Here is a 23,223-nt window from a genome sequence, read left to right on the forward strand (position 1 = left end):
GCAAGGACACAGCCGTCCGCGCTTCTCTTCCTTCCTCTGTAATTGTCAAAGAGCCGACGCCTGCCACAGACGTGCCACCGGGTTCTGGCCTGTGCCAGCTCCCCCAATGATCATGTCCGGGAGACGTCTACGCCGTTGGCCCGAGGCCGTCGGCGACGAGCCGTGAGATAGGGGATTTCGATTTTCGCCGCAAGCCCGAAGTTCGACTTTTTTCCCGATCCGCGGTTCGTTCCGTCATAACATATTGCAGGTGCTCGAATTTTTCTCCCCCGGATGCCTGGGGTGTTCAGGGCCGGCGCGTTTTGAGCCCGTCCGACGATGCCGCGACACGCCGGCGAAGGCCGCCGGATTGACAGCCCCGCAGGGCCTCCGCATTTTGTGATCACATTTTTCGGGAACCGGAGTCTCGCGGTGCAGGACGCAGAAGCGCAGGGCGTGGAACACGGTCGCGGTGCCCTGGAAATGGCTGCCAAGTCACTCCTTGCGCGAGAGTCCGCGATCTATGAGGCGCGCCGGCCTCTCAGCCGGACGGCCTGGAACGCGGGGAAGGACAAGTCGGCCGGCTTCTACGCCGGGGTGCCCCTTCACTGGATGACGGATTGGCCGATGCCATTCCCCATGGTCCTGCGCTACGCGCAAGGCGCGCGGCTCGAGGACATCGACGGCCATGGTCTCGTCGACCTCTGCCTCGGCGACAGCGCGGCGATGTTCGGACACGCCCCCGCCCCTGTCGCGGCGGCGCTGGCCGCGCGCGCAGCGGGCGGCCTCTCGGCCATGCTGCCGACGCAGGATTCCGACATCGTCGGCCGCCTGCTGTCGGAGCGGTTCGGCCTGCCCTTCTGGCAGGTCGCAACCACCGCCAGCGATGCCAACAGGTTTGCTCTCAGAGTGGCGCGTGCCCTGACCGGGCGGAAGGTGCTGCTGGTGTTCGACGGATGCTATCACGGCGCCGTGGACGACACTCTCGTCGATCTCAGGGACGGACGCACGGTGACGCGCCCGTCCCTTCTCGGCCAGGCCGTCGATCTCTCCGCCACGACCCGGTCCATCCCCTTCAACGACATCGATGCGCTGGAAGCCGCCCTGGCCCCCGGCGACGTGGCCGTGGTCATTGCGGAACCGGTGATGACGAACTGCAGCATGATCCAGCCGCAGCCCGGCTTTCATGCTGCCTTGCGCCGGCTGACACGCGCTGCCGGTACGCTGCTGCTGATCGACGAGACACACACGCTTTCCTCAGGCCTCGGCGGCTACTGCGCCGTGCATGGCCTGGAGCCGGACATCTTCGTCGCGGGCAAGGCGGTGGCGGGCGGCGTACCCGCGGCGGTGTGGGGATTCACCGCCGATATCGCAGCCCGCCTCGATACAGTCAGGGCGGCCTCTCCCGGCGGGCATTCCGGCATCGGGACGACCCTGTCAGGCAGCGCACTTCAGCTTGCATGTCTTCGGGCGTGCCTAGAAGAGGTGATGACGCACGACGCCTATGGCCGGATGACGGCCGGGGCAGAGCGGATCGCGGCTGGGCTGGAAGCCTCCATCCGGGAGATCGGCCTGCCGTGGCACGTCACACGTGTCGGCGCCCGGCTCGAGATCGTGCTTCGCAGGCAACCATTGCGGAACGCTGTCGATGCCCGGGCGGCCGCTTCGCACGCCATCGAGGCAGCACTGCACCTTGCTCTGCTCAACCGGGGCTATCTGGTGACACCGTTCCACAACATGGTGTTGGTGAGTCCCTGCCTTTCGCCTGAACAGGCGGACGGCTTCGTCGAGGCTTTCGCGGACGCCGCCGCTTCCCTCGCCGCGGAAGCCGGAAGCATCTGAAACAAAGCGAAAAAGACCGCGAGCGACCGGCTGGGCGCAGCTATGGTCAACAACATCCTGCCAGCTTCGTTTCAACTTAAGATATCGGTAACCATGTTCTTCTAACTTCCAGTTGTGTTACGCCGCGGGCGTTTCCGATCTCGAAGGCTTTGAGCATGGCCGATATCACCATTTCTTCGCGCGTCCGCACCAACCTGCTGGCGCTGCAGCAGACCTCTGATCTGATGACCACGACGCAGGGACGCCTGGCCACCGGAAAAAAGGTGAACAGTGCCCTCGACAACCCCACCAGTTACTTCGTGGCCCAGGGCCTGAACGATCGCGCCACGCAGTTGAACACGCTGCTCGACGGGATGAACAACGCCGTCAGCACCATCCAGGCCGCGAGCAAGGCGCTGGATAGCATCTACAAGGCCCTGCAGTCGGCGCAGGGGCTGATCGACAAGATGAAGGCGGACTCGTCGGGTTCGAAAAACCAGGTGACGGGAGCCGGGACCACGCTCACCTCGGCGACGACGCTGGGCTCGCTCGGCTTTGCGGACAACGACAATCTGACCTTCACCAACGCCACGACGGGAGCGACCTTTCAGGTCAATGTCGGGACGGTGGCGGGCAAGACGGTCACCGACCTGGTGTCGCAGATCAACTCGGCGAGCGGGGGTGTCTACAGCGCCTCCATCCAGGGCGGCGTCTTCGTGCTGAACGCGTCGAACGCCGTGTCTGGGGCGATCACGGTCACCAACACGACGAGTGCGGCGGTCACCGGCCTGCTGGGGACCGGCAGCGCCACCAGCACCGTGGTCAGCGGCCTGACCCAGCCCGAGCTCGACAGCTATGCCAAGCAATACAACGATCTGCTGACCTCGATCGACCAGTTTGCGCAGGATGCCGGCTTCAACGGTGTGAACCTTCTTCAGGCCGGCAACGACCTCACCGTGAACTTCAACGAGGACGGAACCTCCTTCCAGACCGTGACCTCGCGGACGGTTTCGGCTGCCAGCTTCAGCGGAGTCCAGCAGGTTGCCGCCACGGGCTCCACGCTGACCGACTTCACCGGACAGGTGGCAGCGCTCAAGACGGCGCTGGGCACGGTGCGCAGCGACCAGACAGAGTTCGCCTCCAGCCTGTCCATCATCCAGAACCGGCAGGACTTCTCGAAGTCCATCGTCAACACGCTGAAGACGGGGGCCGACAACCTCGTCAACGCCGACGCGAACGAGGAGGCCGCCAACCTGCTGGCCCTTCAAACACGCCAGCAGCTGTCACAGACTGCGCTATCGCTCGCCAACCAGGCCGACCAGGCCGTGCTGCGACTGTTCCAGTAACCTCGTCCGGCAGATTTCTCATCCAGTCAGGCCAAACGAAGAAGGCGGCGCCCACCGGGACGCCGCCTTCTTCGTTTCAAACGGGTCGTGACGCTTAGCGCAGTCCGAAGAAAGACAGGACGGCGAGCACGACGACGATGAGCCCGACGATATAAATGACGTTGTTCACGGCAGTCCTCCGGCAGGTGGATTCGGTTTGCGCCGGGTTCAACCGTGTTCGGAGCCGGAACGTTCCATTCCGCCGCGGGGCAATCGCAGGAACTGCCGGGTCAGGTCAAGGCAGCACAAGCGCTGCCGCCGCCTTAGGTCACCAGGGCCCAGACGGCCATACTGACGGATACGAGCACAATTCCGCCGAAGGTGACGACGGAAAGTGCCTCGAACAGTGTCAGAGGGTGAGTATCGGGATAGCCGGGCTGCTGCATCGGTGCGCTCATGGGCCGGTGTTTAGCGCATCAAGCCACGTGAACGTTAAAGTTCATTGACCTTCAGCACTGGCCCCGGCTTAAAAGCAAGCCCTGTGCCGCCCGTGCATCAGTGCATGTGGCGGATGACCAGCGAAACGCCTGCCCAAAGGCCGACCCACATCGCCGCGGCCGGCAGAACACCGACCAGCAGCCCACGTACTCCCGTCATCCCGAACCTCCACTGACATGTTGGGCCCGACGGGTCGATCCAACTTGATTCAAGTTGATATTTTATTCGGCTGCGCTCAAGGCGCGTGGCGGAACACGGTTAAGGATCCGGGGGGACGACACGCAGGGCAGAGTTCCGCTATGCGCGATCGGGAGCGCCACTCTGCGCAAAGAGGCCGTTCAGCCGCGCCAGCATCGCCGTAGCGTGCAGGCCTTCCCGCAAGCCCTCGACCACCGCGTGAGCGGCAGCGCCCTGGAAAGCCATGGCTCCGTTGTGCCGCGGACGCACGTAGGACGCCTCGAGCGTGCGCCGTGTGTCACGGTAGAAGCCGTGCACGGGACGGTTCACCGCCTCGTCTTCCCACGCCAACCCGTGGCCGGGCTGGCCGCCGGAGGCGGCATAGAGTCCCTTCTGAACCTCCGCCGAGGCCACCCAATAGGTGAAGTCGATGGCGGCTTCCCGATGCGGCGAGAACACCGACACGGCCAGCCCTGTCCCGCCGAGCGTGGCGCCCACGGGACCCGACGTCCCGGCAGACGGAATGTCGGCGAAGGCGAGCCGGGCTGGACGGAAGCCATCCGCGGCGTAGCTGACATAGCCATACATCAGCGGCACGCAATCGATGGCGGCCTCCGTCCGCGCCATCTCCTCCGACGCGGCAATGGGGTCCATGCCATAGCATGTATCGGGCACGAGGGCGGCGATCTCGCGCATGAGGTCCCAGACGCGGGCGCCGGTTTCCGCGCTGATCAGGTCCGCGCCACTTACGGCGCAGGGGTCGCCGAGGTTGGCGGCCAGAGAGTAGAAAATCATCAGCGAGTGCGGAGGGCGAAGCGGGATCAGGACCCGGCCACGCCGCGCCAGGGCGACGACCTCGCTCCAGCGTTCCAGGGGTCCGCCCAGCCGGTCCGGGCGATAGGCCTGGACCTGCGTCGCCGCGTCCACCGGAAAGGCCCACTGGCGGCCTTCCCAGGTGTAGCTCGGATAGGAACGGCCGACGCTGTGCCGGGCGAGTTCGTCCCGCTCCGTCTCCCGCCCGGGCACGTCGAGCGGCGTCAGGCAATTTTCCGCGGTGATCTGCCCGACATGGGGATGATCGATGATGATGAGGTCGTACTCCCGCGCCAGCAGCTCCACGGGAAACGACTCGAAGTCCTGCAGCGAGCGCTTGTCCCAGCTCACGGCGACGCCCGTGCGCGCTTTCCATTCCGCCGCGGCAGCTTCAAGGGGCAGGTAGCCGCGGGGGTGGCTCCAGGTCATGCCCTTCAGCGCAATGCTCATGTCGGGGTCTCTCCGCTGGTGCCGGCCTTCCGCTCGACAATGAGGATGTGGTCGGCGACGAGCACGGTCTCGCCGCGCTGGTTGACGACGTCGAGACGCTCCACCACCCGGCCGTGCCCTGGGCGCTTGGGATCGTCCTCCTTCACGGCGATCGTCACCCTGGATCGGATGGTGTCCCCGATGAACACCGGCTTCACGAACCGCAGGCGGTCATAGCCGTAGGAGAAGGCGAGCGGATTGACGAGGCTGGCCGTCAGGCCCACGCCGATGGCAAAGACCATCGTGCCGTGCGCGACGCGCTGGCCAAAGGGCAGTGTCTTGGCAAACTCCGCATCCATGTGATGCGGAAAGAAGTCGCCGGTGTGCCCGGCATGAACGACGAAGTCGGTTTCGGTGATGGTGCGCCCGAACGTCTCGCGCACATGCCCGAGCTCATACTCCTCGAAGGCGATCGGCTGGAGCATGGTGCCTCAGGGTCTGCTGGCGAGCGGTGTGGCGGGCGAGGCGCTGGACCTGTAGGCCGCCTCGACGAGCGCCATGGTCGTCCATGCGTCATCGACCGACGACACGAGGTCGGCATCCTCACCTGCAGCGTAGCGCTGGAGGTTCGCCATCCTGCCGACGAACGCATCGGGGAACCAGGCGCCCCGTAGCGGGACCTGGATCCATCCATCGCCTCCGTCCGGATGAAGCCAGAGCTCGTCCGGTTCTCCGCGCGGATAGTCCAGGTTGACGCCGAGCTTGAGATAGGCAGCGCCCTTCGTGCCGCAGATGCGGAACTCGCAGGCCTGGAAGCGGCGGCCGAACGCGTGGTCGTGATTGATGGACAGCGAGCAACGCACCCTGTCGCCATAATCGAGGATGGCACTGGTCCGCGTCTGGGCGACGTCGTGGCCGGGGTGGCCCATCGTCTTGGCGTGGACGCCGGCCGGATCGCCCAGCAGGCCTCGCACGAAGTCGAGGTAATGGATGGAGTGCAGCGCGATCTCCACGCGCGGCAGGCCCTTCAGGAAGGGCCACAGCTCCCACGGCGTCGACAGCGCCAGCCAGGCGTCGAAGTCCACGACCTCGCCCAGAAGCCCCCGGCCGATTGCGTCGCGAAGCGCGAGCATCATCGGCGCGAAGCGCAGCTGGAAGTTCACCGCCGCCGTCAGGTTTCTCTCCCGGCAGACGGTGAGGATGGCGGTGGCCTCGTCGAGATCGCTGCCCATCGGCTTCTGGATCAGCGCGACCGACCCCCCGGGCAAGGCGCTGAGGACGGCCCAATGCTGGGCCGGCGGTGTTGCGAGGTCGAAGATGGCGCCCTGAACGGCCGCGGCCTCCTGCGAGGACGAAAAGGCCTGGACGTTCCAAGCTGAGGCCAGCTGCGCGGCCTTTTGCAGGTCGGGATCGTAGATGCCGGCAACGGGGTAGCCGGCCTTGCGATAGGCCGGGAGATGGGCGTCGCCGACGATCGAGCCTGCGCCGAAGACGACGATGGGCCGTGGCCGGGATGGCGCCGGCCAGTCCTGCGCGAGGTCTGCGGGATCGAAGCTCATCCCGGCCGGCGCTCGGTGATCACCTGCGTGAACTCCGCGACGCTGCGGGCCTTCACGGCATCCCAGTCCCACGCGATGCCGATGCCGGGCTCGGAAGGAGCGACTGCCATGCCGTTCTCGACTGCCATGCCCTTGGTGGTGAGGTCGTCGAGCTGCGGGATGTACTCGACGTATTTCCCGTTGGGCACGGCGCAGGTCAGGCTGACATGCAGCTCCATCAGGAAGTGCGGGCACACCGGCATGTCGAAGGCCTCGGCGGCATGCGCCACTTTCAGCCAGGGCGTGATGCCACCGATGCGCGCCACGTCCACCTGCACGATGCGGCAGCCGCCCCGCGCCATGTACTCCCGGAAGTGGCGGATCGAATAAAGCGACTCCCCGATCGCGATCGGCGTGCCGGTCGAGGCCGACAGCCGCACATGGCCGTCGATGTCGTCGGCCGGCATGGGTTCCTCGATCCAGGCGAGGTCGAGTTCGCGCAGCCTGTCGGCACGTCGCAGCGCTTCGTCCAGCGAGAAGGCCTGGTTGGCGTCCGTCATGATCTCGAAGCCGTCGCCGACCGCCTTGCGAACCGCCGCGAGCCGGGCCCGGTCTTCCGACACATGCGGCCGGCCGATCTTCACCTTCGACCCCGCGAAGCCTTTTGCCTTCGCCTGGAGCGCGTCCTCCACGAGTGCCTCGGCAGGGATGTGCAGCCAGCCACCCTCCGTGGTGTAGAGCGGGCAGCGATCCTTCGCCCCGCCGGCGTGGATCCACAGCGGCAGCGATTGGCGCTTGCATTGGAGGTCCCACAGCGCGGTGTCGACCGCAGCGAGGGCCAGCGCGCTGATGGCGCCGATGGTGGTGGCGTGGGTGGCGAATTCGAGGTCGTGCCAGATCGCCTCGATCCGGTCGGCATCCTGCCCGATCAGCCTCGGCGCGAGATGGTCGGAAAGCAGGCGCATGACGGACGAACCGCCGGTGCCGATCGTATAGCTGTATCCTGTCCCGGTGGCGCCATCCGAGTCCGTGATGGTGACGATCGGCGTTTCCTGGCTGACGAAGCTCTGGATGGCATCGGTCCGCTTCACCTTGGGCGGCAGGTCGACCATGCGCAGTTCGACCTTTTCGATCCGTGCCATAGCCCTTGTCCTCCCCTGACCTTCCGCTTTTCTCGGGAAGGATCGCCCCTGTGCCGCTGCGGCCTGGCGAGGCGAGCGCCGCGGCTGCGCCTCGCATCTTGCCCGATCCACCGGCGAGTGCTTCATTCAGCCTTGAATGTTTGCCGCTGCAAGTCAATGGCAGGGGCGAGGAGCCGCGCCATGGGCGACGCCGACGAGACCGATCGCTACCGCGCCCCCGCGCTCGACAAGGGACTGGACATCCTGGAGCTGCTCGCGGCCGAGGATGGCGCATTCACGCAAGTCGAGATCGCCAAGGCTCTCGGGCGCACGCCCAACGAGATCTACCGCATGCTGGACCGGCTCGTGCGGCGCGGCTACGTCTCGCGAAACGACAGCGACCGCTATGAGCTGACACTGAAGCTGTTCGGGCTCGCGCATCTGCACAGGCCGGTGCGCAGGCTCGTCTCGCAGGCCGCGCCGCTGATGCGGAGCCTCGCCGCACGCTCCATGCAGGCCAACCACCTGGCCGTCTACGACCGGGCCGGCGTCTACGTCATCGCCCAGATGGACGCGCCCGGCTACTGGGGCATTGCGATCCGCGTCGGCGCCCGCGTCAGTCTCTTCAACACGGGTTCCGGCCATGTCCTGCTGGCGTTCCGCACGCCCGAAGAGCGGGCTATGATGGTAGCCGAGCAGGACGAGGCGGGCGACGGGGCCAGCCGGCTCGCCGAACTGGCGCCGCGCCTCGCCGAAATCCGCGAGCGTGGCTACGAGATCATGCCCAGCCAGCAGACGGCGGGGATCTACAACCTTTCGGCCCCGGTGCCCGGCCCGGACGGCCACGCGGTCGCGGCTCTCACCTGCCCCTATCTCGGCCGACTCAACCGCGCAGAGGCTCCGGACATGACCAGCACGGTGAGGATGCTGTGCGACACCGCGGCAACGCTTGCGGTCGCCATGGGCGGCGTGCCGGCACCGGTCAGCCTGGAAGACCAAAGCCCCCTTTGAACCCTGCGCACATTCGTGGGAACGTCGTCAGCGAAACGCACGGGAGGGAGGCCGGGATGAGCATCGTGGATACCCACCTCCACGTCATCGACAGGTCACGGCTGAGCTATCCCTGGCTCTCCGGTATCCCTGCCCTCGACGCGGACTTCCTCTACGCGACCTACGCGGCCGAGGCCGCCCGCTGCGGCATCACCGACGTCCTGCACATGGAGGTGGACGTCGATCCGGCCGATATCGACGCGGAATCGCTGTTTGTCGCCGAGATGGGCTCACGCCCCGGCAGCCTCCTGCGTGGCGCGATTGCCGCCTGCCGGCCGGAGGCGGAAGACTTCCCCGCGAGGATGGCCGAACAGCTGGAAGACCCCGTCATCCGGGGGTTCCGGCGCGTGCTCCACACCCAGCCGGACGGTCTTTCGGAGAGCGCGATCTTTCGCGCCAACATCACCCGCCTCGGCGGGACCGGCCGGCCCTTCGACATCTGCGTCGCCGCGCGCCAGTTGCCGCTCGCCATTGCCCTCGCGGACGCCGCCCCGGACGTGCAGTTCGTGCTCGACCATTGCGGTGTGCCAGACATTGCTGGCGGCGGTCTCCACCCCTGGCGCGAGCACGTCGCCGACCTCGCGCGGCGGCCGAACGTCGCCGTCAAGATCTCCGGAGTCATGGCCTACGGTGACCCCGCCACCTGGACGCTCGACGACCTGCGTCCCTACGTCGAGCACGCCATTTCGAGCTTCGGCTGGGACCGTGTGGTGTGGGGCAGCGACTGGCCCGTCTGCACGCTCGGAGGCACGCTGTCGGCCTGGGTCGCCGCCACGCACGCGCTGCTCTCCGGCACGTCCGCCGTGGAACGGGCGAAGCTGCTTTCGACCAACGCCCGGCGGCTCTGGCGTCTCGCGAATTGAGCGACGGACCTCGCCGGCGCCCTCGGCTCGGCGCCGTCAAAGCGCAAGGGGCAGGCGGGGAGCCCCGCTTGCCGCCTCAGTCCATGATGGAGGAAGGGGCCGCGGCGTCCTGCAGCCGGGTGCGGCAGGTCACCCGGACGGTGTTGCGCTCGAACACGACGCCGACCCTTTCGAGGGCGCCGATGGAGCGCGACAGGCTCTCCGGCGATGTGCTGAGCACGTTCGCCAGCTGCTGGCGGGACAGGTCGATGCGGAACTCCTGCAGGCCGTCGCGGTCCTCGGTGCGCGCCAGCAGCCATCGCGCCAGCCGCTCGCAGGACGTCCTCAGCTTCTGGCTGTGCAACTCGCGCATCAGGCCCTGGCTCAGCGCCGCGAGCTTGCGCAGCAGGAGCCGGGCAAAATCCGGATCCTCCTCGATCATCTGGCGCACCAGCGGTGCCGGCGTCATGGCGATGCGGGAACGCCGCACCGTGCGCGCCGAGTTCAGGACCGGCTCGCCGCTGACGACCGAGGCCAGCGAGAACGAGCAACCGCCGTCGGCGACCTTCGTCGTGTGGCGCTGGCGGCCATGCGACCCGGTGAACTCGACGGCGCCTTCGATGAGGGTGTAGAGGAAGCCCGGGATCGTTGCCTGCTCGAAGAGGATGACCTCTCGGGGAAAGGTCTGGATCAGCGATGCGGAATGAAGGCGATCGAGGGCGGAGTCGCCGAGCAGGGAAAAGAGCTGCGTGCCGCGCAGTTCCAGGCGAGAGTCGTGCAGCATGATGGAATCCCGCACGCCGGCTGGGCCGCAGCGTCATCTGAAAGGAAACGGCCGAGGCCAAGCCTGCGGGCGCAGCGGCTGACTAGCATCAAGAACCAGGCTTGACCAGATATAATTTGCAAAAGATGTAAAATATATCACGCTCTTGGCGTGGCCGAGAGGGCCTCAGGGCAAATCCGCGGAACCCTGCGTGCAAGCGTAGCCCAATCCTGGTCCGTTGGCGGATATGCTGCATCGTCTGGCAGACCCGCAACCGGAGATAGGGCCGCTTCACGAAACAGTCACTCAGCGCGTCTGTCTCAGGCAAACTTCAGGCGGCATCCTGAAAACATCGTTGAGATTGCAGGGGAAAAGGCGCTTTGGCGCTCCCAAGGGGACTCGAACCCCTGTTTTCGCCGTGAGAGGGCGACGTCCTAGACCGCTAGACGATGGGAGCGGAGCGGCGCCATGCGCTGCTGGCCCTCCTATAGCGGGGGGGCGGCGGCGCTTCAAGCCCTGCTTCGGGGAAATCGGCGACGGCCACTGGAGGGCTAAGGAGCGCTGCGACCGCTTGACGGGGCGGGGGCTGCGGCCCACACACGCCGGCGGGCTGCAGCGGCCCGGAGTGGAGTAGCGGCAGTGGGCGAGGACATGACCGGCAGCGCGAGCGACAGGCTCTCCCTGACGGTCGAGGACGCCGAGAAGGGCGAAAGGCTCGATCGCTTCCTGGCCAGGCACGTGCCTGATCTGTCGCGTACGCGGCTCAAGGCGCTCGTTCTCGATGGCGCAGTCTCTCTGGCCGGAACCTCCGAGCGCGATCCCGGCAAACGGCTGGAACCGGGGAGCGTCGTGACCCTCGAGGTCCCGCCGGCGGAAGACCCTGCCCCGCGCGGCGAGGATATTCCACTCACGGTCGTCTACGAGGACGATCAACTGATCGTCATCGAAAAGCCCGTCGGGCTGGTCGTCCACCCCGCCGCCGGACACGAGAGCGGCACGCTCGTCAACGCGCTCATCGCCCATTGCGGCGAGAGCCTGTCGGGTATCGGAGGCGTGAAGCGGCCCGGCATCGTGCACCGGCTCGACAAGGACACGAGCGGCCTGCTCGTCGTGGCGAAGACCGACAAGGCCCACAAGGGACTTGCCGCCCAGTTTGCCGACCACGGCCGCTCCGGCCCGCTCGAGAGGGCGTACCGCGCCATCGTCTGGGGTGTTCTGGACCGGCGTCACGGCACGGTCGACGCACCCCTCGACCGGTCGAGCCGGCACCGCGACCGCATGGCCGTCGTTCCACGCGGCCGCGGACGTGAGGCGATAACCCACTATACGGTAGAGGAAACTTTCGCCGGGGCAGATGGCACGCCGGCGGCGAGCCTCGTCACCTGCCGCCTGGAGACGGGTCGCACGCACCAGATCCGGGTGCACATGGCCCATCTCGGCCATCCCCTGCTCGGAGACGGGGTCTATGGCTCCGGATTCCGCACCAAGGCGGCGCGGCTGGACCCGGTGGCCCGGGAGGCTGCCGACGCTTTCCCCCGGCAGGCCCTCCACGCCGCGGTGCTCGGTTTCGAGCATCCCCTGACGGGCGAGACCCTGCGATTCGAGAGCCCTCTGCCGGCAGATATCGAGGCGCTCCTGGCCGCGCTGAGGGCCCCGCGCGGGTGATCCGCGGCCGGTCCGGCGCCGTAGATATCGAGCCATCCCGAGAAACCATGTGCCCCAAAGGGCGTTGACCCGCCCTCTTTCGGCCAAGGTCCAACTGATGATATCGAGTGTGGTGCGGTCGGCTTCGTGCGGCCGCATGCGGGTCTGCTCCTGCGAGGGACCCTTGAGGAGGACAGAATGGCGCGAGCCGCCTTACCGATCGTCGCCGCTGAAGGCGGCCTTTCGCGGTATCTCGACGAGATCCGCAAGTTCCCGATGCTGCAGCCCGAGGAAGAGTACATGCTCGCCAAGAGTTGGCGCGAGCATGACGACCCGGAGGCCGCGCACCGACTCGTCACGTCGCATCTGCGGCTCGTGGCCAAGATCGCCATGGGCTATCGCGGCTATGGCCTGCCCATCGGCGAAATCGTTTCAGAAGGCAATGTCGGCCTGATGCAGGCCGTCAAGCGCTTCGAGCCCGACAAGGGTTTCCGCCTCGCCACCTACGCGATGTGGTGGATCAAGGCCTCGATCCAGGAGTACATCCTGCGCTCGTGGTCGCTGGTGAAGATGGGCACCACCGCGAACCAGAAGAAGCTTTTCTTCAACCTGCGCAAGGCGAAGAGCCAGATTTCCGCTCTGGACGAGGGCGACCTCCGGCCGGACCAGGTCAAGGCCATCGCCACCAAGCTGGGCGTACACGAGCAGGAGGTGGTGGAGATGAACCGCCGCCTCGGCGGCGACGCTTCGCTGAATGCGCCCCTGCGCGGGGATGGCGAGGGCGAAGGTGAATGGCAGGACTGGCTTGCCGACGACAGCGCCAGCCAGGAGAGCCTGCTCGTTCAGCAGGAAGAGGCGGACAACCGCCACGTCGCCCTGCGCGACGCGCTGAGCGTTCTCAATGACCGCGAACGCCGCATCTTCGAGGCGCGCCGCCTGGCGGAGGATCCGATGACGCTGGAGGACCTCTCCAGCGAGTTCGGCGTCTCGCGCGAGCGCGTCCGCCAAATCGAGGTGCGGGCCTTCGAGAAGGTGCAGAAGGCCGTTCGCGAGGCCATGGCCCGGCGGGAAGCCGGGCCGCTGGCCCTCGAAGCACGCTGATCCGCTAGCCCTGCTGCCAGGCCTGCAGGGCGTCGGTGACTGTCCTGTCGCCGGGGCCGCCCTTTTCAAACAGAAGCACCGCGCGACGGCCATTGGCGAAGCGCAGAGGCAGCATGAACCAGTTGCGCGTGCGCAGGCTCTCCAGGTTGCGCTGAACATCCGCCGGCAGATTGGACAGGCCGGTCAGGAACAGGTTCTCCGTCACCGGCACGGCGATGCCGGCCAGCGGCGTTCCGCGCGTCGCTTCTTCCTGACGCATCTCCGGGACGCCGACATCGCGGACCTTGCCGTTCGTGGCCTTGTCGGTCGCGAGGAACTTCGTCTCGATCGTGTGCGAGGCGGGAAGCGCCGCGTCGCGATTGCGGCGGATCAGAATCTCCGCCTTCAGGCCGGCATCCGACAGATCCACGTCGGCCCTGACGGCCGCGTCGAGTGGCTCGCCGACGCCGCCCGGCACGCTGTCGAGCCGCCACAACACGCGGCCAACGGTCTGCTTCAGGTCCTTGCTGCCCTCGTTCGGCTCCTCAACGAGGATCGCGCGCTGCAGCACGGGAACAGGCTGGTTCGCAGCCGCGGGTTGCTGCGCTGGCGCGGCAGGCTGCTGGTCGGGAGCCGGAGCAGCCGGAGCAGGTTCGGATGGCGCCGCAGGCGCGGGCTGGGCAGCGGCAGTCTGACCGTCCGCCGGTGCCGCCGCGCCGCCGTCGCCGGCGAGCCTGTCCTGGATCTTCCGGTCCGGTTCCGCGGGCTGGCCTGCCGCGTCGGGCCGCGGAGCAAAGTCGGCAGGCTGATGCCTGAGCATGTAGGCGGGCACGCCGATCAGTGCGACCACGATGGCGAGCGCACCGAGGATCACGGTCCCTCTCACCCAGCTGCGTTCCCTCACCTGCGGGCGCGGGGCTTGCGGGCGAAGTCTTTCCGGTGCGGGCTGGGATGCCTCGGCGCGCGGCTGCTCTTGCTCGGGTTGATCATTTCCGGCAGCCGGCTCTGCACGGGCCTCCAGTGGGGGCGGCCTCTGCTCCGCGACGGCCTCGGCCACCGCGTTCTCGAGCATGCCGGCGAAAACCTCGCGGTCTACCCCGCCATTGGCGTCGGTCTCGACACGGCGGATCGCCTCCTCGAGCGCTTTTCTCTCGCGCTCGATCTCCTCCTCGGACACTGGCGGATCCGCGTTGCGGAGCTGGCCGACGAGGGCGTTGGTCGCACGTTCATAGAGGGCTCGCCGCTGTTCCGGCGTGCTCGACCCCATGTTCGACACCGCTCGGGAGATCAGCGGGTAATAGTCGGCCATTGCGTTTCCTTCACCCGCCGGGCAGCCAGGGTCAAGCCCGCGATGTCAGGCCTCGAAGGGGTTCTGCACCAGGATGGTGTCCTCGCGCTCCGGGCTCGTCGAGACCAGCGCGACCGGCGCTCCGATCAATTCCTCGATGCGCCGGACATACTTGATGGCCTGTGCCGGCAGGTCTGCCCATGACCGCGCTCCGGCCGTGGTGCCTTGCCACCCCTCGATCGTCTCGTAAATCGGCTCGACGCGCGCCTGCGCGCCCTGGCTCGCCGGCAGGTGGTCGACCTCCTGACCGTCCAGCCTGTAGCGCACGCACACCTTGATCTCGTCGAAACCATCGAGGATATCGAGCTTGGTCAGCGCAATGCCGTCAATGCCGGAGGTCCGGACGGTCTGGCGCACCAGAACGGCGTCGAACCAGCCGCAGCGGCGCTTGCGGCCCGTCACGGTGCCGAACTCGCGCCCGCGTTCGCCGATCTTGTCACCGATCTCGTTCTGCTGCTCGGTCGGGAAAGGTCCCTCGCCCACGCGCGTCGTGTAGGCCTTGGCGATCCCCAGCACATAGCCGATGGCGCGCGGGCCGAGTCCGCAGCCCGTGGCGGCCTGGCCGGCAACCGTGTTGGACGAGGTGACGAAAGGATAGGTGCCGAAGTCGACATCGAGCAGGGCGCCCTGAGCGCCCTCGAACAGGATGCGCTTCCCGGCCCGGCGCTCCTCGTCCATCAGCTTCCAGACGGTGTCCATGTAGGGCAGCACCTTCGGCGCGACCGAAGCAAGCTCGTCGTAGATCGCCTGCGGCTGGAACTCCTCCAGGCCCATGCCGCGGCGCAGCGCATTGTGATGCGCGAGCAGGCGTTCAATCTTGTCCGGGAGGCTGGGCAGATCCGCCAGATCCATCAGGCGCACGGCCCGGCGGCCGACCTTGTCCTCGTATGCGGGCCCGATGCCGCGCTTGGTCGTCCCGATCTTGGTTCCGGCATTGCCCGATTCGCGCTGGGCATCGAGTTCGCGATGCACGGAAAGGATCAGTGCGGCATTGTCTGCGACGCGGAGGTTCTCTCGGGAAATCGCGACCCCCTGCCCCTGCAGCCGCTCGACTTCCGCGGCGAGGGCATGCGGGTCCAGCACCACGCCATTGCCGATCACGGCGAGCTTGCCGGGGCGCACCACACCCGAGGGGAGGAGCGAGAGTTTGTAGACGTTGGAGCCGATCACGAGCGTGTGCCCGGCATTGTGCCCGCCCTGGAAGCGAACCACCGTGTCGGCCTGCTCGGACAGCCAGTCCACGAGCTTGCCCTTGCCCTCGTCGCCCCACTGGGCGCCCACAACCACGACGTTGGCCATGTCTCGCTCTCCGGACAGGGCGGCACTTTCGCATCCCCGTCGATGAAAAGCCCCGGTCGATCCGCAAGTCGGATCCCCCGGGGCTTGCGCCGGAGTGTTAGCGGCTCGGGGCCACAGCGTAAAGCGGGAACGCCGGGCGCCGCCTCGCGTCACCCGACGTCACACAGTCAATGCGGCGGACCTGTGGCCGGCCGGTCGAGGCTGTCAGGCAACCCTGCGCGAGCGAGACTTGCCGGCCATTCCATGTGCCGACGAACCGCTCGTCCGGAAGCTGGCGATCAGGTCGTCCAGGCGGCCGACCTTCTCCGAGAGAGACGTCGCCGAAGCCGCGCTCTCCTCGGCCAGCGCCGCATTCTGCTGGGTCATCTCGTCCATGTGGGCGACGGCCTGGCTCATCTCGTCGATGCCGTTCGCCTGCTCGTTGCTGGCCGAGGCGATTTCCTCGATCGTATTCGAGACCCGGTCGGAGGCGCTGACGATCTTGCCCAGCGCCTCGCCAGCGGAACGGACGAGGCTGACGCCCTGGTCGACCTCCGTGGCCGAAGCGGCGATGAGCCCGGTGATCTCCTTGGCAGCCTCGGAGGACCGCTGCGCCAGGGTGCGCACCTCGGATGCGACAACTGCGAAGCCCTTGCCTGCTTCGCCAGCGCGCGCCGCCTCCACTGCCGCATTGAGGGCGAGCAGGTTCGTCTGGAAGGCAATCTCGTCGATCACGCTGGTGATATCCGAGATCTTCTTCGAAGCGTTCTCGATGCGGCTCATCGCGCCGACGGCGTCCTGGACGATGGCACCGCCGCTCTGCGCCACCTGCCGGGACTCCCCGGCGAGCTGGACGGCTTGCCGGGACGACTGCGCAGAGGCCTTCACCGAGGCAGCCAGTTGCTCGGTCGTAGCAGCGGTTTCCTCCAGCGAGGAGGCCTGCTGCTCGGTCCGGTTGGAAAGATCGTTCGCGCCGGACGTGATCTCCTGCGCCGAAGCCGCGACGTCGGAGGCCGTGGCCTTGAGAGTCTCGATCGTGTCGGAAAGTCGCTCGATCGTCTCGTTGATACTGGTCGCGAGGCGCCCCAGCGAGCCCTGGTAGTTGGTCTCCACTTTGTGCGTGAGGTCCCCTCCGGCAACGGACTGCATGACACTCGCGCAATCGTCGACAGCGCTCTCAACCAGCGTGGCAAGGCTGTTCAGGCCGTCCGCCATGTCGCGAACGAAGCCCTGCTTGCCCTCGAGCGCGATGCGGCCGGAGAAGTCGCCGTCCTTCGCAGCCCGGACGATGTGCTCCACTTCGGCCTGGCCGGCGAGCTCCGCCGTGATGTCGCGCCACAGCAGCGTATGGCCGATCTTGGTTCCGCTGTGGTCGTAGATGTAGGCCATGTCGACCGTCAGCGTCTGGCCGCCGATTTCGTAGCGCACCTTGCGATGCTTGCCATCGTCCATGACAAGCTCCCGCTTCAAAGCCGGATTGGAGCGGTAGTAGTCGAGATGCTGGCCTTGCATGCTGCTGACGGAGAAGTCATCCCGCGTCTGCCGGAACACCGGCTCGAGCTTCATAAGGAGCTCGACGAGCGTCGAGCTGATGAAAGCGATCTTCTCGTCGGGATCGGTGATCATCAGCATGGTGTCGGAGCCATTCATGGCGGCGACGGTCAGGGCGTTGTCACGGCCGAGGCTGCCGATGTGATGGACATTGCGGGCGACCTCGCCGATCTCGTCCATCCGGTCGGCGCCGGGCACGGCGAGTTCGCGGCCGTCCTTGATGCGCAGCACGGCTTCGGAGAGCAGACGGATCGGCGTCGCGATGTGGCGGCCCACCCAGAAGAAGCCGGCAATGAGAAGAAGCAGGACCACGACCGCGGCACAGGCGAGTTGCAGCGTGGCAGCCTGCTTGCCGGCAAGTGCCTCCTGCTCGACATCCACCGAAGACTGCTCGATGAAGTTACCGAGCTTGTCCAACGCCGTCTCGAGCTCAGAGAAGCGAGCCAGGAACGACCCGAGTTCGGCTTCCGCAGCGGCGGGATCCGTCTTGGCCTTCTCGGCGATCGTGCGAGCCTGGGCGATGTAGGCGTCGAGCCGCGGCCTGACTTCGTCGATTGCGCGCTTGGTCGCGTCGGAAAGATCGATCTTCTGCAGCGCGTCGATGTGCTCGTTGAACGATGCCGAATCCTCGACGAGTGTCTTGATCGAGTCATCCACCGGTTTCGACTGCGCGGCGTCGTGCAGGATCGCGTAGACGTCCCCGCGAAGGGCGTCATGATACATGTCGGCAAGGGTGTGCTGCCGAAGGGCCGACCCGTTGAGCCGCACCTCGTCGAGGGCACCGCTGAGACGTTCGGCATTGCGCTCGACGACGAGACCGATGCCGACCAGCACGAGAAACGCCGTGAGGAAGGCTACGCCGAACTTCGCCCGGATGGAGCTGAAGCGAGATACGCCATGCATGCCCGAAGTCTCCACGATGGGACAGGTTGTCCCGCGGACACCCGCCGGCCTGCGCGATGTGAGCGCCAGGACTGGGCGAATGTGAACTCGGACATGATGGTGCCGGACAATTGCTAAGAAAGACTCCTACAACCGAGAGATGTGGATTGGGTCGTGCCGGTCGGTCGAGCCTCGGCGCGCGGCAGACGGGCTGGGCGAGGCTGGTCGGACCGCTGCTCGTGCTCGCGCTCGCGGCCCTGCCGGTAACGTGGACACTGCCGCTGTTCCGGACGGAGCTCTTCTACGTCTTCGGAGACGAGGTCTCCGTCGTCGGCGTTGTCCGCGCCCTGTCGGCGACCGATCCGGTGCTGTGCGCGGTGGTGGTCGCATTCGGCATCCTGGCGCCGGTCGCCAAGATCACGGGCCTGATCCACGCCTGGTACTGGCTGCCCGCCGAGCGTTCGGGCCGGCGCATCGCATTGCTGGCGAAGGTCGGCAAATTCTCGATGCTGGACGTCATGCTGGTCGCGGTGGCCATCACCGCGATCAAGGGCGTCGGGATCGGGAGCGTCGTGGTGGCGCCCGGGCTCTACGCCTATGGCGGCATCGTCATTGGGGTGATGATACTGTCGTCGTGGATGCAGGCGCGCGCGGACGCTGCCGCTCGTCCCGCTGCTGAACGGATGCAACCGCCGCCGGAATGAACCGGCCGAGCGAGTGCAGGATCCCGTAGGTCGCCCTGCGTGCCTCATACTTGTTGAGGATCAGGTTGCGCTCTGCATTGTAGGCAGAGGATTGGACGTCGAGCAGCTCGATCTTGGCGTCCGCGAGGGCGAACTTCATCGCGAGCCGGTGGGCCCCGTCGACCTGTGCGACCACAATCGCACCGGGCGCGGGGCGCTCGATCACGAGCGTTTCGCCATTCGCGGAGACGGGCGCCGGTCGCGCCTGTGTCGAAGCTTCGGTCATCGCGATCAATCAAAAATGAGAAAAGGAACGGCAATCAAAAATCAGCCGATTATGCCCCGGCAGGGCTGTACTTGTACAGGTCGAGAGCAACAGGACTGGTGAAATCGTAAAGTTTACGTTTTTCTACTTCCAGTTGTATTCGGTTGCCCCACAGGCCCTTAGTCCAGCACGCGCTTCATGAAGTTCGCAATTTCCGTCAGCCGCATCTCTGGGACGAGAAGGTCGTTCCCGATTCCATAGCGCCAGGCCAGGTCCTTGCGCGTCGGGTCGTCGCCCAGCATGGCGAACTCATCGACAAAGCGGGCATGCTCGTCCTCGCTCAGGAAGAACCGGTCGGCCAGCAGCGGTTCGCGATAGCGGCGCAAGATCACGGCGAGCTCGGCGAGACTGAACTCTGGATGGTACTGAACGCCCCAGAACACGCCATCCGCGTGGCGGATCTCGAGAGCCTGGACATCGGTCGCGGCATTGGTGGCCAGCACGTCGCAGTCAGGCGGCAGCTGTACGACGACGTCGAGGTGGATCGCAGGCGCGTCCCACGCGGCCGCGCGGCCGGCCAGCATCGGATGACCGCGTCCCGCGACCGTCCTGGTGATGCCGCGCGCGATGCCGACCTCGCGTCCCAGCGGGTTCGGCGCCACCACGCCACCGGCGGCAGCCGCGGCGATCTGCAGGCCCCAGCACGATCCGAAGACCGGGACCCCCGCGGCAAACAGCCGGCCCATCAGCGCGATCTGGCGTGTGACCTCCGGCATGTCGTGATAGGCGTGCAGCGCCGATCCCGTCAGCACCACGCCGGCATATCCGGCCAGCGCCGATTCAGAAGGGAGCTCCGCTTCGACGTCTGCGGGGAAGGCGACGTCGCAGGCGATCCCTGGCCGGAGATACTGCAGCACCGCCGCGTAGGACTGCGAGGGAGTCATGCCGAAGGACGCGCGGTGACGCTCCCGCGCGGCGGCGACATTGCCCTCGATCACCAGAAATCGCGCCGCCAAGGCTCCCTCCGATCCGCGCCGGCGCAAGGCGCGCCGACGGATGCGATACAACGGCCTGCGCCAGCCGGGAAGCCGGTCCCGGAAAAACCCGCCGGCTAGAAGTGGAGCGGCTTGGCCTGCCTGACGCCCGGGATCGTCTGCACCGCATTGAACACCGTGCGCGGCAGGTCGCCGTCGATCTCGACCAGCGCGATGGCCGAGCCGCCCTGAGCGTCCCGCCCGAGGGCGAAAGTGGCGATGTTGACGCCTGCATCACCCAGGAGACTGGCGAAGCGGCCGATGAAGCCCGGCTTGTCGTCGTTGGTGACGTAGATCATCGATGGCGCGAACTCCGCATCCACCTTGATGCCCTTGATCGCCACGATGCGCGGCTTTCCGTCGTGGAAGACGGTTCCCGAAACGGATCGCTCCTGCCGCTCCGTGATGACGCTCAGGGTCATCAGGGATTCGTAGTCGCCCTCCGCCGCGCGGGTGGTCTCCTCCACCACGATGCCGCGCTCCTTGGCGACGACGGGCGCGGACACCACGTTGACGTCCTGAAGCAGGGGTCTCAACAGACCCGCAATCGCGGACGCGGTGAGCGCCTTGATCTTCAGTCCCGCGACGCTGCCCTCATAGGTGATGCGCACTTCCTTGATGCCGCTCTCGGTCAGCTGGCCGGCGAAGGAGCCGAGTTTCTCGGCAAGCGCAATGAAGGGGCGCAGCTTCGGCGCCTCCTCCGCGGTGATCGACGGGAAATTAATGGCGTTCGAGATGGCTCCGCGGATCAGGTAGTCGGACATCTGCTCGGCCACCTGCAGCGCCACGTTCTCCTGCGCCTCGCTGGTGGACGCGCCGAGATGCGGGGTGCAGACCACGTTGGGCAGGCCGAAGAGCGGGTTCTCCTTGGCCGGCTCGACCGAGAACACGTCGAACGCTGCGCCAGCCACATGGCCGGACACGATTGCATCCCGCAGCGCCTCCTCGTCGACAAGGCCGCCGCGGGCACAGTTGACGATGCGCACGCCCTTGCGGGTCCTGGCCAGCGCCTCGCGCGACAGGATCTTCTTCGTCTGCGCCGTCATCGGCGTATGCAGGGAGATGATGTCCGCCCGCGCCAGCAGGTCGTCGAGCTCGACCTTTTCGACGCCCAGGTCGAGCGCGCGCTCCGGCGACAGGAAGGGATCATAGGCGAGGACGCGCAGGCGCAGCCCGATGGCCCGGTCCGCGACAATGGAGCCGATATTTCCGCATCCGATGAGCCCGAGCACCTTCCCGGTGATCTCGACGCCCATGAAGCGGTTCTTCTCCCACTTGCCGGCTTGAGTCGAGGCGTCAGCGGCGGGGATCTGCCGGGCCAGCGCGAACATCATGGCGATGGCGTGCTCGGCGGTGGTGATCGAGTTGCCGAAGGGCGTGTTCATCACGATCACGCCGCGCGCCGTGGCGGCGGGGATGTCGACATTGTCGACGCCGATGCCGGCACGGCCCACCACCTTCAGCCGCGTGGCGGACTCCAGGAGCTTGGCGGTGACCTTCGTGGCGGAGCGGATGGCGAGGCCGTCATACTCGCCGATGATCCGGGCGAGTTCGTCCTTGTCGAGACCGGGACGGAAATCGACGTCGACGCCGCGCTCCTTGAAGATGCCGATGGCGGCATCGCTGAGCTGGTCGGAAATGAGAACGCGAGGGGCCATGGAAGTGTCCTCGTGGCGCTCCTGGTCGGAGCGGCGCGCGCGTTGGCGCGTCTGAAGCGGAAAAGGGCGACATGGCGGCCGCACGCCATGCGGCAGCGCCGGGGCATGCAGGGAGGAGCGCAACAGCGCTCGTCCCTGCCGCGTCGGTCTCAGGCGGCCTTGCTCAGGCCGGCCTTGCACTCGGCATAGGCCCAGTCGAGCCAGTCGAGCAGGGCCGTGACGTCCGAGGTCTCGACAGTGGCTCCGCACCAGATCCGAAGCCCGGGGGGTGCGTCGCGGTAGGCGCCGAGATCGTAGCCTGCGCCGTTCTTCTCGAGCAGGTCGACGATTGCCTTGGCGAAGGCCGCCTGCTGGTCGGCGGGGAGAGCCTTGACGGCGGCGTCCTCGACAACGAGGCAGACGCTCGTGTTGGAGCGCGTCGCCGGGTCACGGGCCAGGAAGCCGATCCAGTCCCGGCGCGACACGAATTCGGCGATGGCGCCGGCATTGGCGTCGGCCCGCGCGATCAGGCCTTCGAGCCCACCGACGGACTGAGCCCAGCGCAGGGCGTCGATGTAGTCTTCGACACACAGCATGGAGGGCGTGTTGATCGTCTCGCCCTGGAAGAGGCCCTCGGTGAGCTTGCCGCCCGAGGTCATGCGGAAGATCTTCGGCAGCGGCCACGGCGGAGAATAGGACGTCAGGCGTTCGGCGGCCCGGGGCGACAGGATCAGCATGCCATGGGCAGCCTCGCCCCCCAGAACCTTCTGCCAGGAGTAGGTGACCACGTCGAGCTTCGGCCAGTCGAGCCGCTGGGCGAACGCCGCCGAAGTGGCATCGCAGATCGTCAGGCCCTTGCGGTCGGCCGGGATCCAGTCCGCGTCGGGAACGCGGACGCCGGAGGTCGTGCCGTTCCAGGTGAAGACGACGTCGTTGTCGAAATTGACCTGCGTGAGGTCGGGGAGCTCGCCGTAGCCGCCCTTGATGACGCGCGCGTCCTTCAGCTTGAGCTGCTTGACGGCGTCGGTGACCCACCCCTCGCCGAAGCTCTCCCAGGCCAGCAGGTCGACGCCGCGCGCGCCGAGCAGCGACCACATCGCCATTTCGACGGCGCCGGTGTCGGAGGCCGGCACGATGGCGATGCGGTAGTCGGCGGGAACCTGCAGCACCTCGCGCGTGAGGTCGATGGCGAGCTTCAGCTTCGCCTTGCCGACCTTGGCGCGATGGCTGCGCCCGAGCGGCGCGTCAGAGAGGGCCTGGGGAGTCCAGCCGGGGCGCTTGGCGCAGGGGCCGGACGAAAAATGCGGAGTCTCCGGCCTGCGGCCGGGCATCGTGCTTGCCATGTCATCCATCCTTGCAGATGGGCGCTCCGCGTTGGGGCGGAGTGTCCCGCCGACCGAGTTAGGTGAGCGCGGGGGTCGCGTCAAACGAAAAAGCCGTCTGATTGGCGACAATCCAGCGCGAT

Annotated in this window: 19 protein-coding genes and 1 tRNA gene; 7 read left to right on the forward strand and 13 right to left on the reverse strand. The window is 66.9% G+C overall.

Annotated features, from left to right (window positions below):
* Positions 1 to 411 precede the first annotated feature (411 nt).
* Both AC5JCN_RS13500 and AC5JCN_RS13505 read left to right on the forward strand, forming a co-directional pair.
* A complete protein-coding gene (locus AC5JCN_RS13500) occupies positions 412 to 1,821 on the forward strand; it encodes a transaminase (protein ID WP_495755592.1) in 1,410 nt (469 codons plus the stop codon).
* 155 nt (positions 1,822 to 1,976) lie between these two features.
* Complete coding sequence (locus tag AC5JCN_RS13505) at positions 1,977 to 3,146, forward strand: flagellin N-terminal helical domain-containing protein (RefSeq protein WP_495755593.1); 1,170 nt, start codon at positions 1,977 to 1,979, stop codon at positions 3,144 to 3,146.
* Positions 3,147 to 3,448: 302 nt separating this feature from the next.
* On the opposite strand, the gene AC5JCN_RS13510 is transcribed toward AC5JCN_RS13505, so the two are convergent.
* The 5 genes from AC5JCN_RS13510 to AC5JCN_RS13530 form a co-directional block, all read right to left on the reverse strand.
* Positions 3,449 to 3,583: a hypothetical protein gene (locus AC5JCN_RS13510; protein WP_495755594.1), complete on the reverse strand. Its 135-nt coding sequence runs from the start codon at positions 3,581 to 3,583 to the stop codon at positions 3,449 to 3,451.
* Between the two features lie 337 nt (positions 3,584 to 3,920).
* Entirely contained in the window at positions 3,921 to 5,063 is a 1,143-nt protein-coding gene (locus AC5JCN_RS13515) for an extracellular solute-binding protein (protein ID WP_495755595.1), read from the reverse strand.
* A complete protein-coding gene (locus AC5JCN_RS13520; protein ID WP_495755596.1) occupies positions 5,060 to 5,527 on the reverse strand; it encodes a MaoC/PaaZ C-terminal domain-containing protein in 468 nt (155 codons plus the stop codon). Before AC5JCN_RS13520 ends, AC5JCN_RS13515 begins: the two co-directional genes overlap by 4 nt.
* A 6-nt stretch (positions 5,528 to 5,533) precedes the next feature.
* A complete protein-coding gene (locus tag AC5JCN_RS13525) occupies positions 5,534 to 6,601 on the reverse strand; it encodes a Gfo/Idh/MocA family protein (protein ID WP_495755597.1) in 1,068 nt (355 codons plus the stop codon).
* A complete protein-coding gene (locus tag AC5JCN_RS13530; RefSeq protein WP_495755598.1) occupies positions 6,598 to 7,722 on the reverse strand; it encodes a mandelate racemase/muconate lactonizing enzyme family protein in 1,125 nt (374 codons plus the stop codon). The genes AC5JCN_RS13525 and AC5JCN_RS13530 overlap by 4 nt, the downstream gene beginning before the upstream one ends.
* Before the next feature lie 180 nt (positions 7,723 to 7,902).
* On the opposite strand from AC5JCN_RS13530, the gene AC5JCN_RS13535 reads away from it, so the two are divergent.
* Both AC5JCN_RS13535 and AC5JCN_RS13540 read left to right on the forward strand, forming a co-directional pair.
* Positions 7,903 to 8,712: an IclR family transcriptional regulator gene (locus tag AC5JCN_RS13535; protein WP_495755599.1), complete on the forward strand. Its 810-nt coding sequence runs from the start codon at positions 7,903 to 7,905 to the stop codon at positions 8,710 to 8,712.
* Between the two features lie 56 nt (positions 8,713 to 8,768).
* On the forward strand, positions 8,769 to 9,614 hold the full coding sequence (locus AC5JCN_RS13540; RefSeq protein ID WP_495755600.1) for an amidohydrolase family protein: 846 nt from the start codon (positions 8,769 to 8,771) through the stop codon (positions 9,612 to 9,614).
* Between the two features lie 76 nt (positions 9,615 to 9,690).
* On the opposite strand, the gene AC5JCN_RS13545 is transcribed toward AC5JCN_RS13540, so the two are convergent.
* Complete coding sequence (locus AC5JCN_RS13545; protein ID WP_495755601.1) at positions 9,691 to 10,377, reverse strand: helix-turn-helix domain-containing protein; 687 nt, start codon at positions 10,375 to 10,377, stop codon at positions 9,691 to 9,693.
* A 360-nt stretch (positions 10,378 to 10,737) separates the two neighbouring features.
* Positions 10,738 to 10,813: transfer RNA gene (locus tag AC5JCN_RS13550), tRNA-Glu, on the reverse strand.
* Between the two features lie 194 nt (positions 10,814 to 11,007).
* On the opposite strand from AC5JCN_RS13550, the gene AC5JCN_RS13555 reads away from it, so the two are divergent.
* Positions 11,008 to 12,021, forward strand: a complete 1,014-nt coding sequence (locus AC5JCN_RS13555) for an RluA family pseudouridine synthase (RefSeq protein WP_495755845.1) — start codon at positions 11,008 to 11,010, stop codon at positions 12,019 to 12,021.
* Positions 12,022 to 12,198: 177 nt separating this feature from the next.
* A complete protein-coding gene (gene rpoH, locus AC5JCN_RS13560) occupies positions 12,199 to 13,101 on the forward strand; it encodes an RNA polymerase sigma factor RpoH (protein WP_495755602.1) in 903 nt (300 codons plus the stop codon).
* Between the two features lie 4 nt (positions 13,102 to 13,105).
* Here rpoH and AC5JCN_RS13565 read toward each other — a convergent pair whose 3' ends face one another.
* The 3 genes from AC5JCN_RS13565 to AC5JCN_RS13575 form a co-directional block, all read right to left on the reverse strand.
* The gene (locus AC5JCN_RS13565) at positions 13,106 to 14,389 is read right to left on the reverse strand and encodes a histidine kinase (protein ID WP_495755603.1); all 1,284 of its coding nucleotides are present in this window, start codon (positions 14,387 to 14,389) and stop codon (positions 13,106 to 13,108) included.
* A 45-nt stretch (positions 14,390 to 14,434) separates the two neighbouring features.
* Positions 14,435 to 15,727: an adenylosuccinate synthase gene (locus AC5JCN_RS13570; RefSeq protein ID WP_495755604.1), complete on the reverse strand. Its 1,293-nt coding sequence runs from the start codon at positions 15,725 to 15,727 to the stop codon at positions 14,435 to 14,437.
* A 204-nt stretch (positions 15,728 to 15,931) separates the two neighbouring features.
* The gene (locus tag AC5JCN_RS13575) at positions 15,932 to 18,160 is read right to left on the reverse strand and encodes a methyl-accepting chemotaxis protein (protein ID WP_495755605.1); all 2,229 of its coding nucleotides are present in this window, start codon (positions 18,158 to 18,160) and stop codon (positions 15,932 to 15,934) included.
* Between the two features lie 146 nt (positions 18,161 to 18,306).
* On the opposite strand from AC5JCN_RS13575, the gene AC5JCN_RS13580 reads away from it, so the two are divergent.
* Positions 18,307 to 18,843 carry a paraquat-inducible protein A gene (locus AC5JCN_RS13580; RefSeq protein ID WP_495755606.1) on the forward strand — a complete coding sequence of 179 codons (537 nt, stop codon included), beginning with the start codon at positions 18,307 to 18,309 and terminating at the stop codon, positions 18,841 to 18,843.
* A 423-nt stretch (positions 18,844 to 19,266) separates the two neighbouring features.
* Here AC5JCN_RS13580 and AC5JCN_RS13585 read toward each other — a convergent pair whose 3' ends face one another.
* The 3 genes from AC5JCN_RS13585 to AC5JCN_RS13595 form a co-directional block, all read right to left on the reverse strand.
* Entirely contained in the window at positions 19,267 to 20,103 is an 837-nt protein-coding gene (locus AC5JCN_RS13585; protein WP_495755607.1) for a glutamine amidotransferase-related protein, read from the reverse strand.
* A 95-nt stretch (positions 20,104 to 20,198) separates the two neighbouring features.
* Positions 20,199 to 21,779: a phosphoglycerate dehydrogenase gene (gene serA / locus AC5JCN_RS13590; RefSeq protein WP_495755608.1), complete on the reverse strand. Its 1,581-nt coding sequence runs from the start codon at positions 21,777 to 21,779 to the stop codon at positions 20,199 to 20,201.
* A gap of 149 nt (positions 21,780 to 21,928) precedes the next feature.
* Positions 21,929 to 23,101: a phosphoserine transaminase gene (locus AC5JCN_RS13595; protein ID WP_495755609.1), complete on the reverse strand. Its 1,173-nt coding sequence runs from the start codon at positions 23,099 to 23,101 to the stop codon at positions 21,929 to 21,931.
* Positions 23,102 to 23,223 lie beyond the last annotated feature (122 nt).

This window comes from Alsobacter sp. (genome assembly GCF_059501845.1).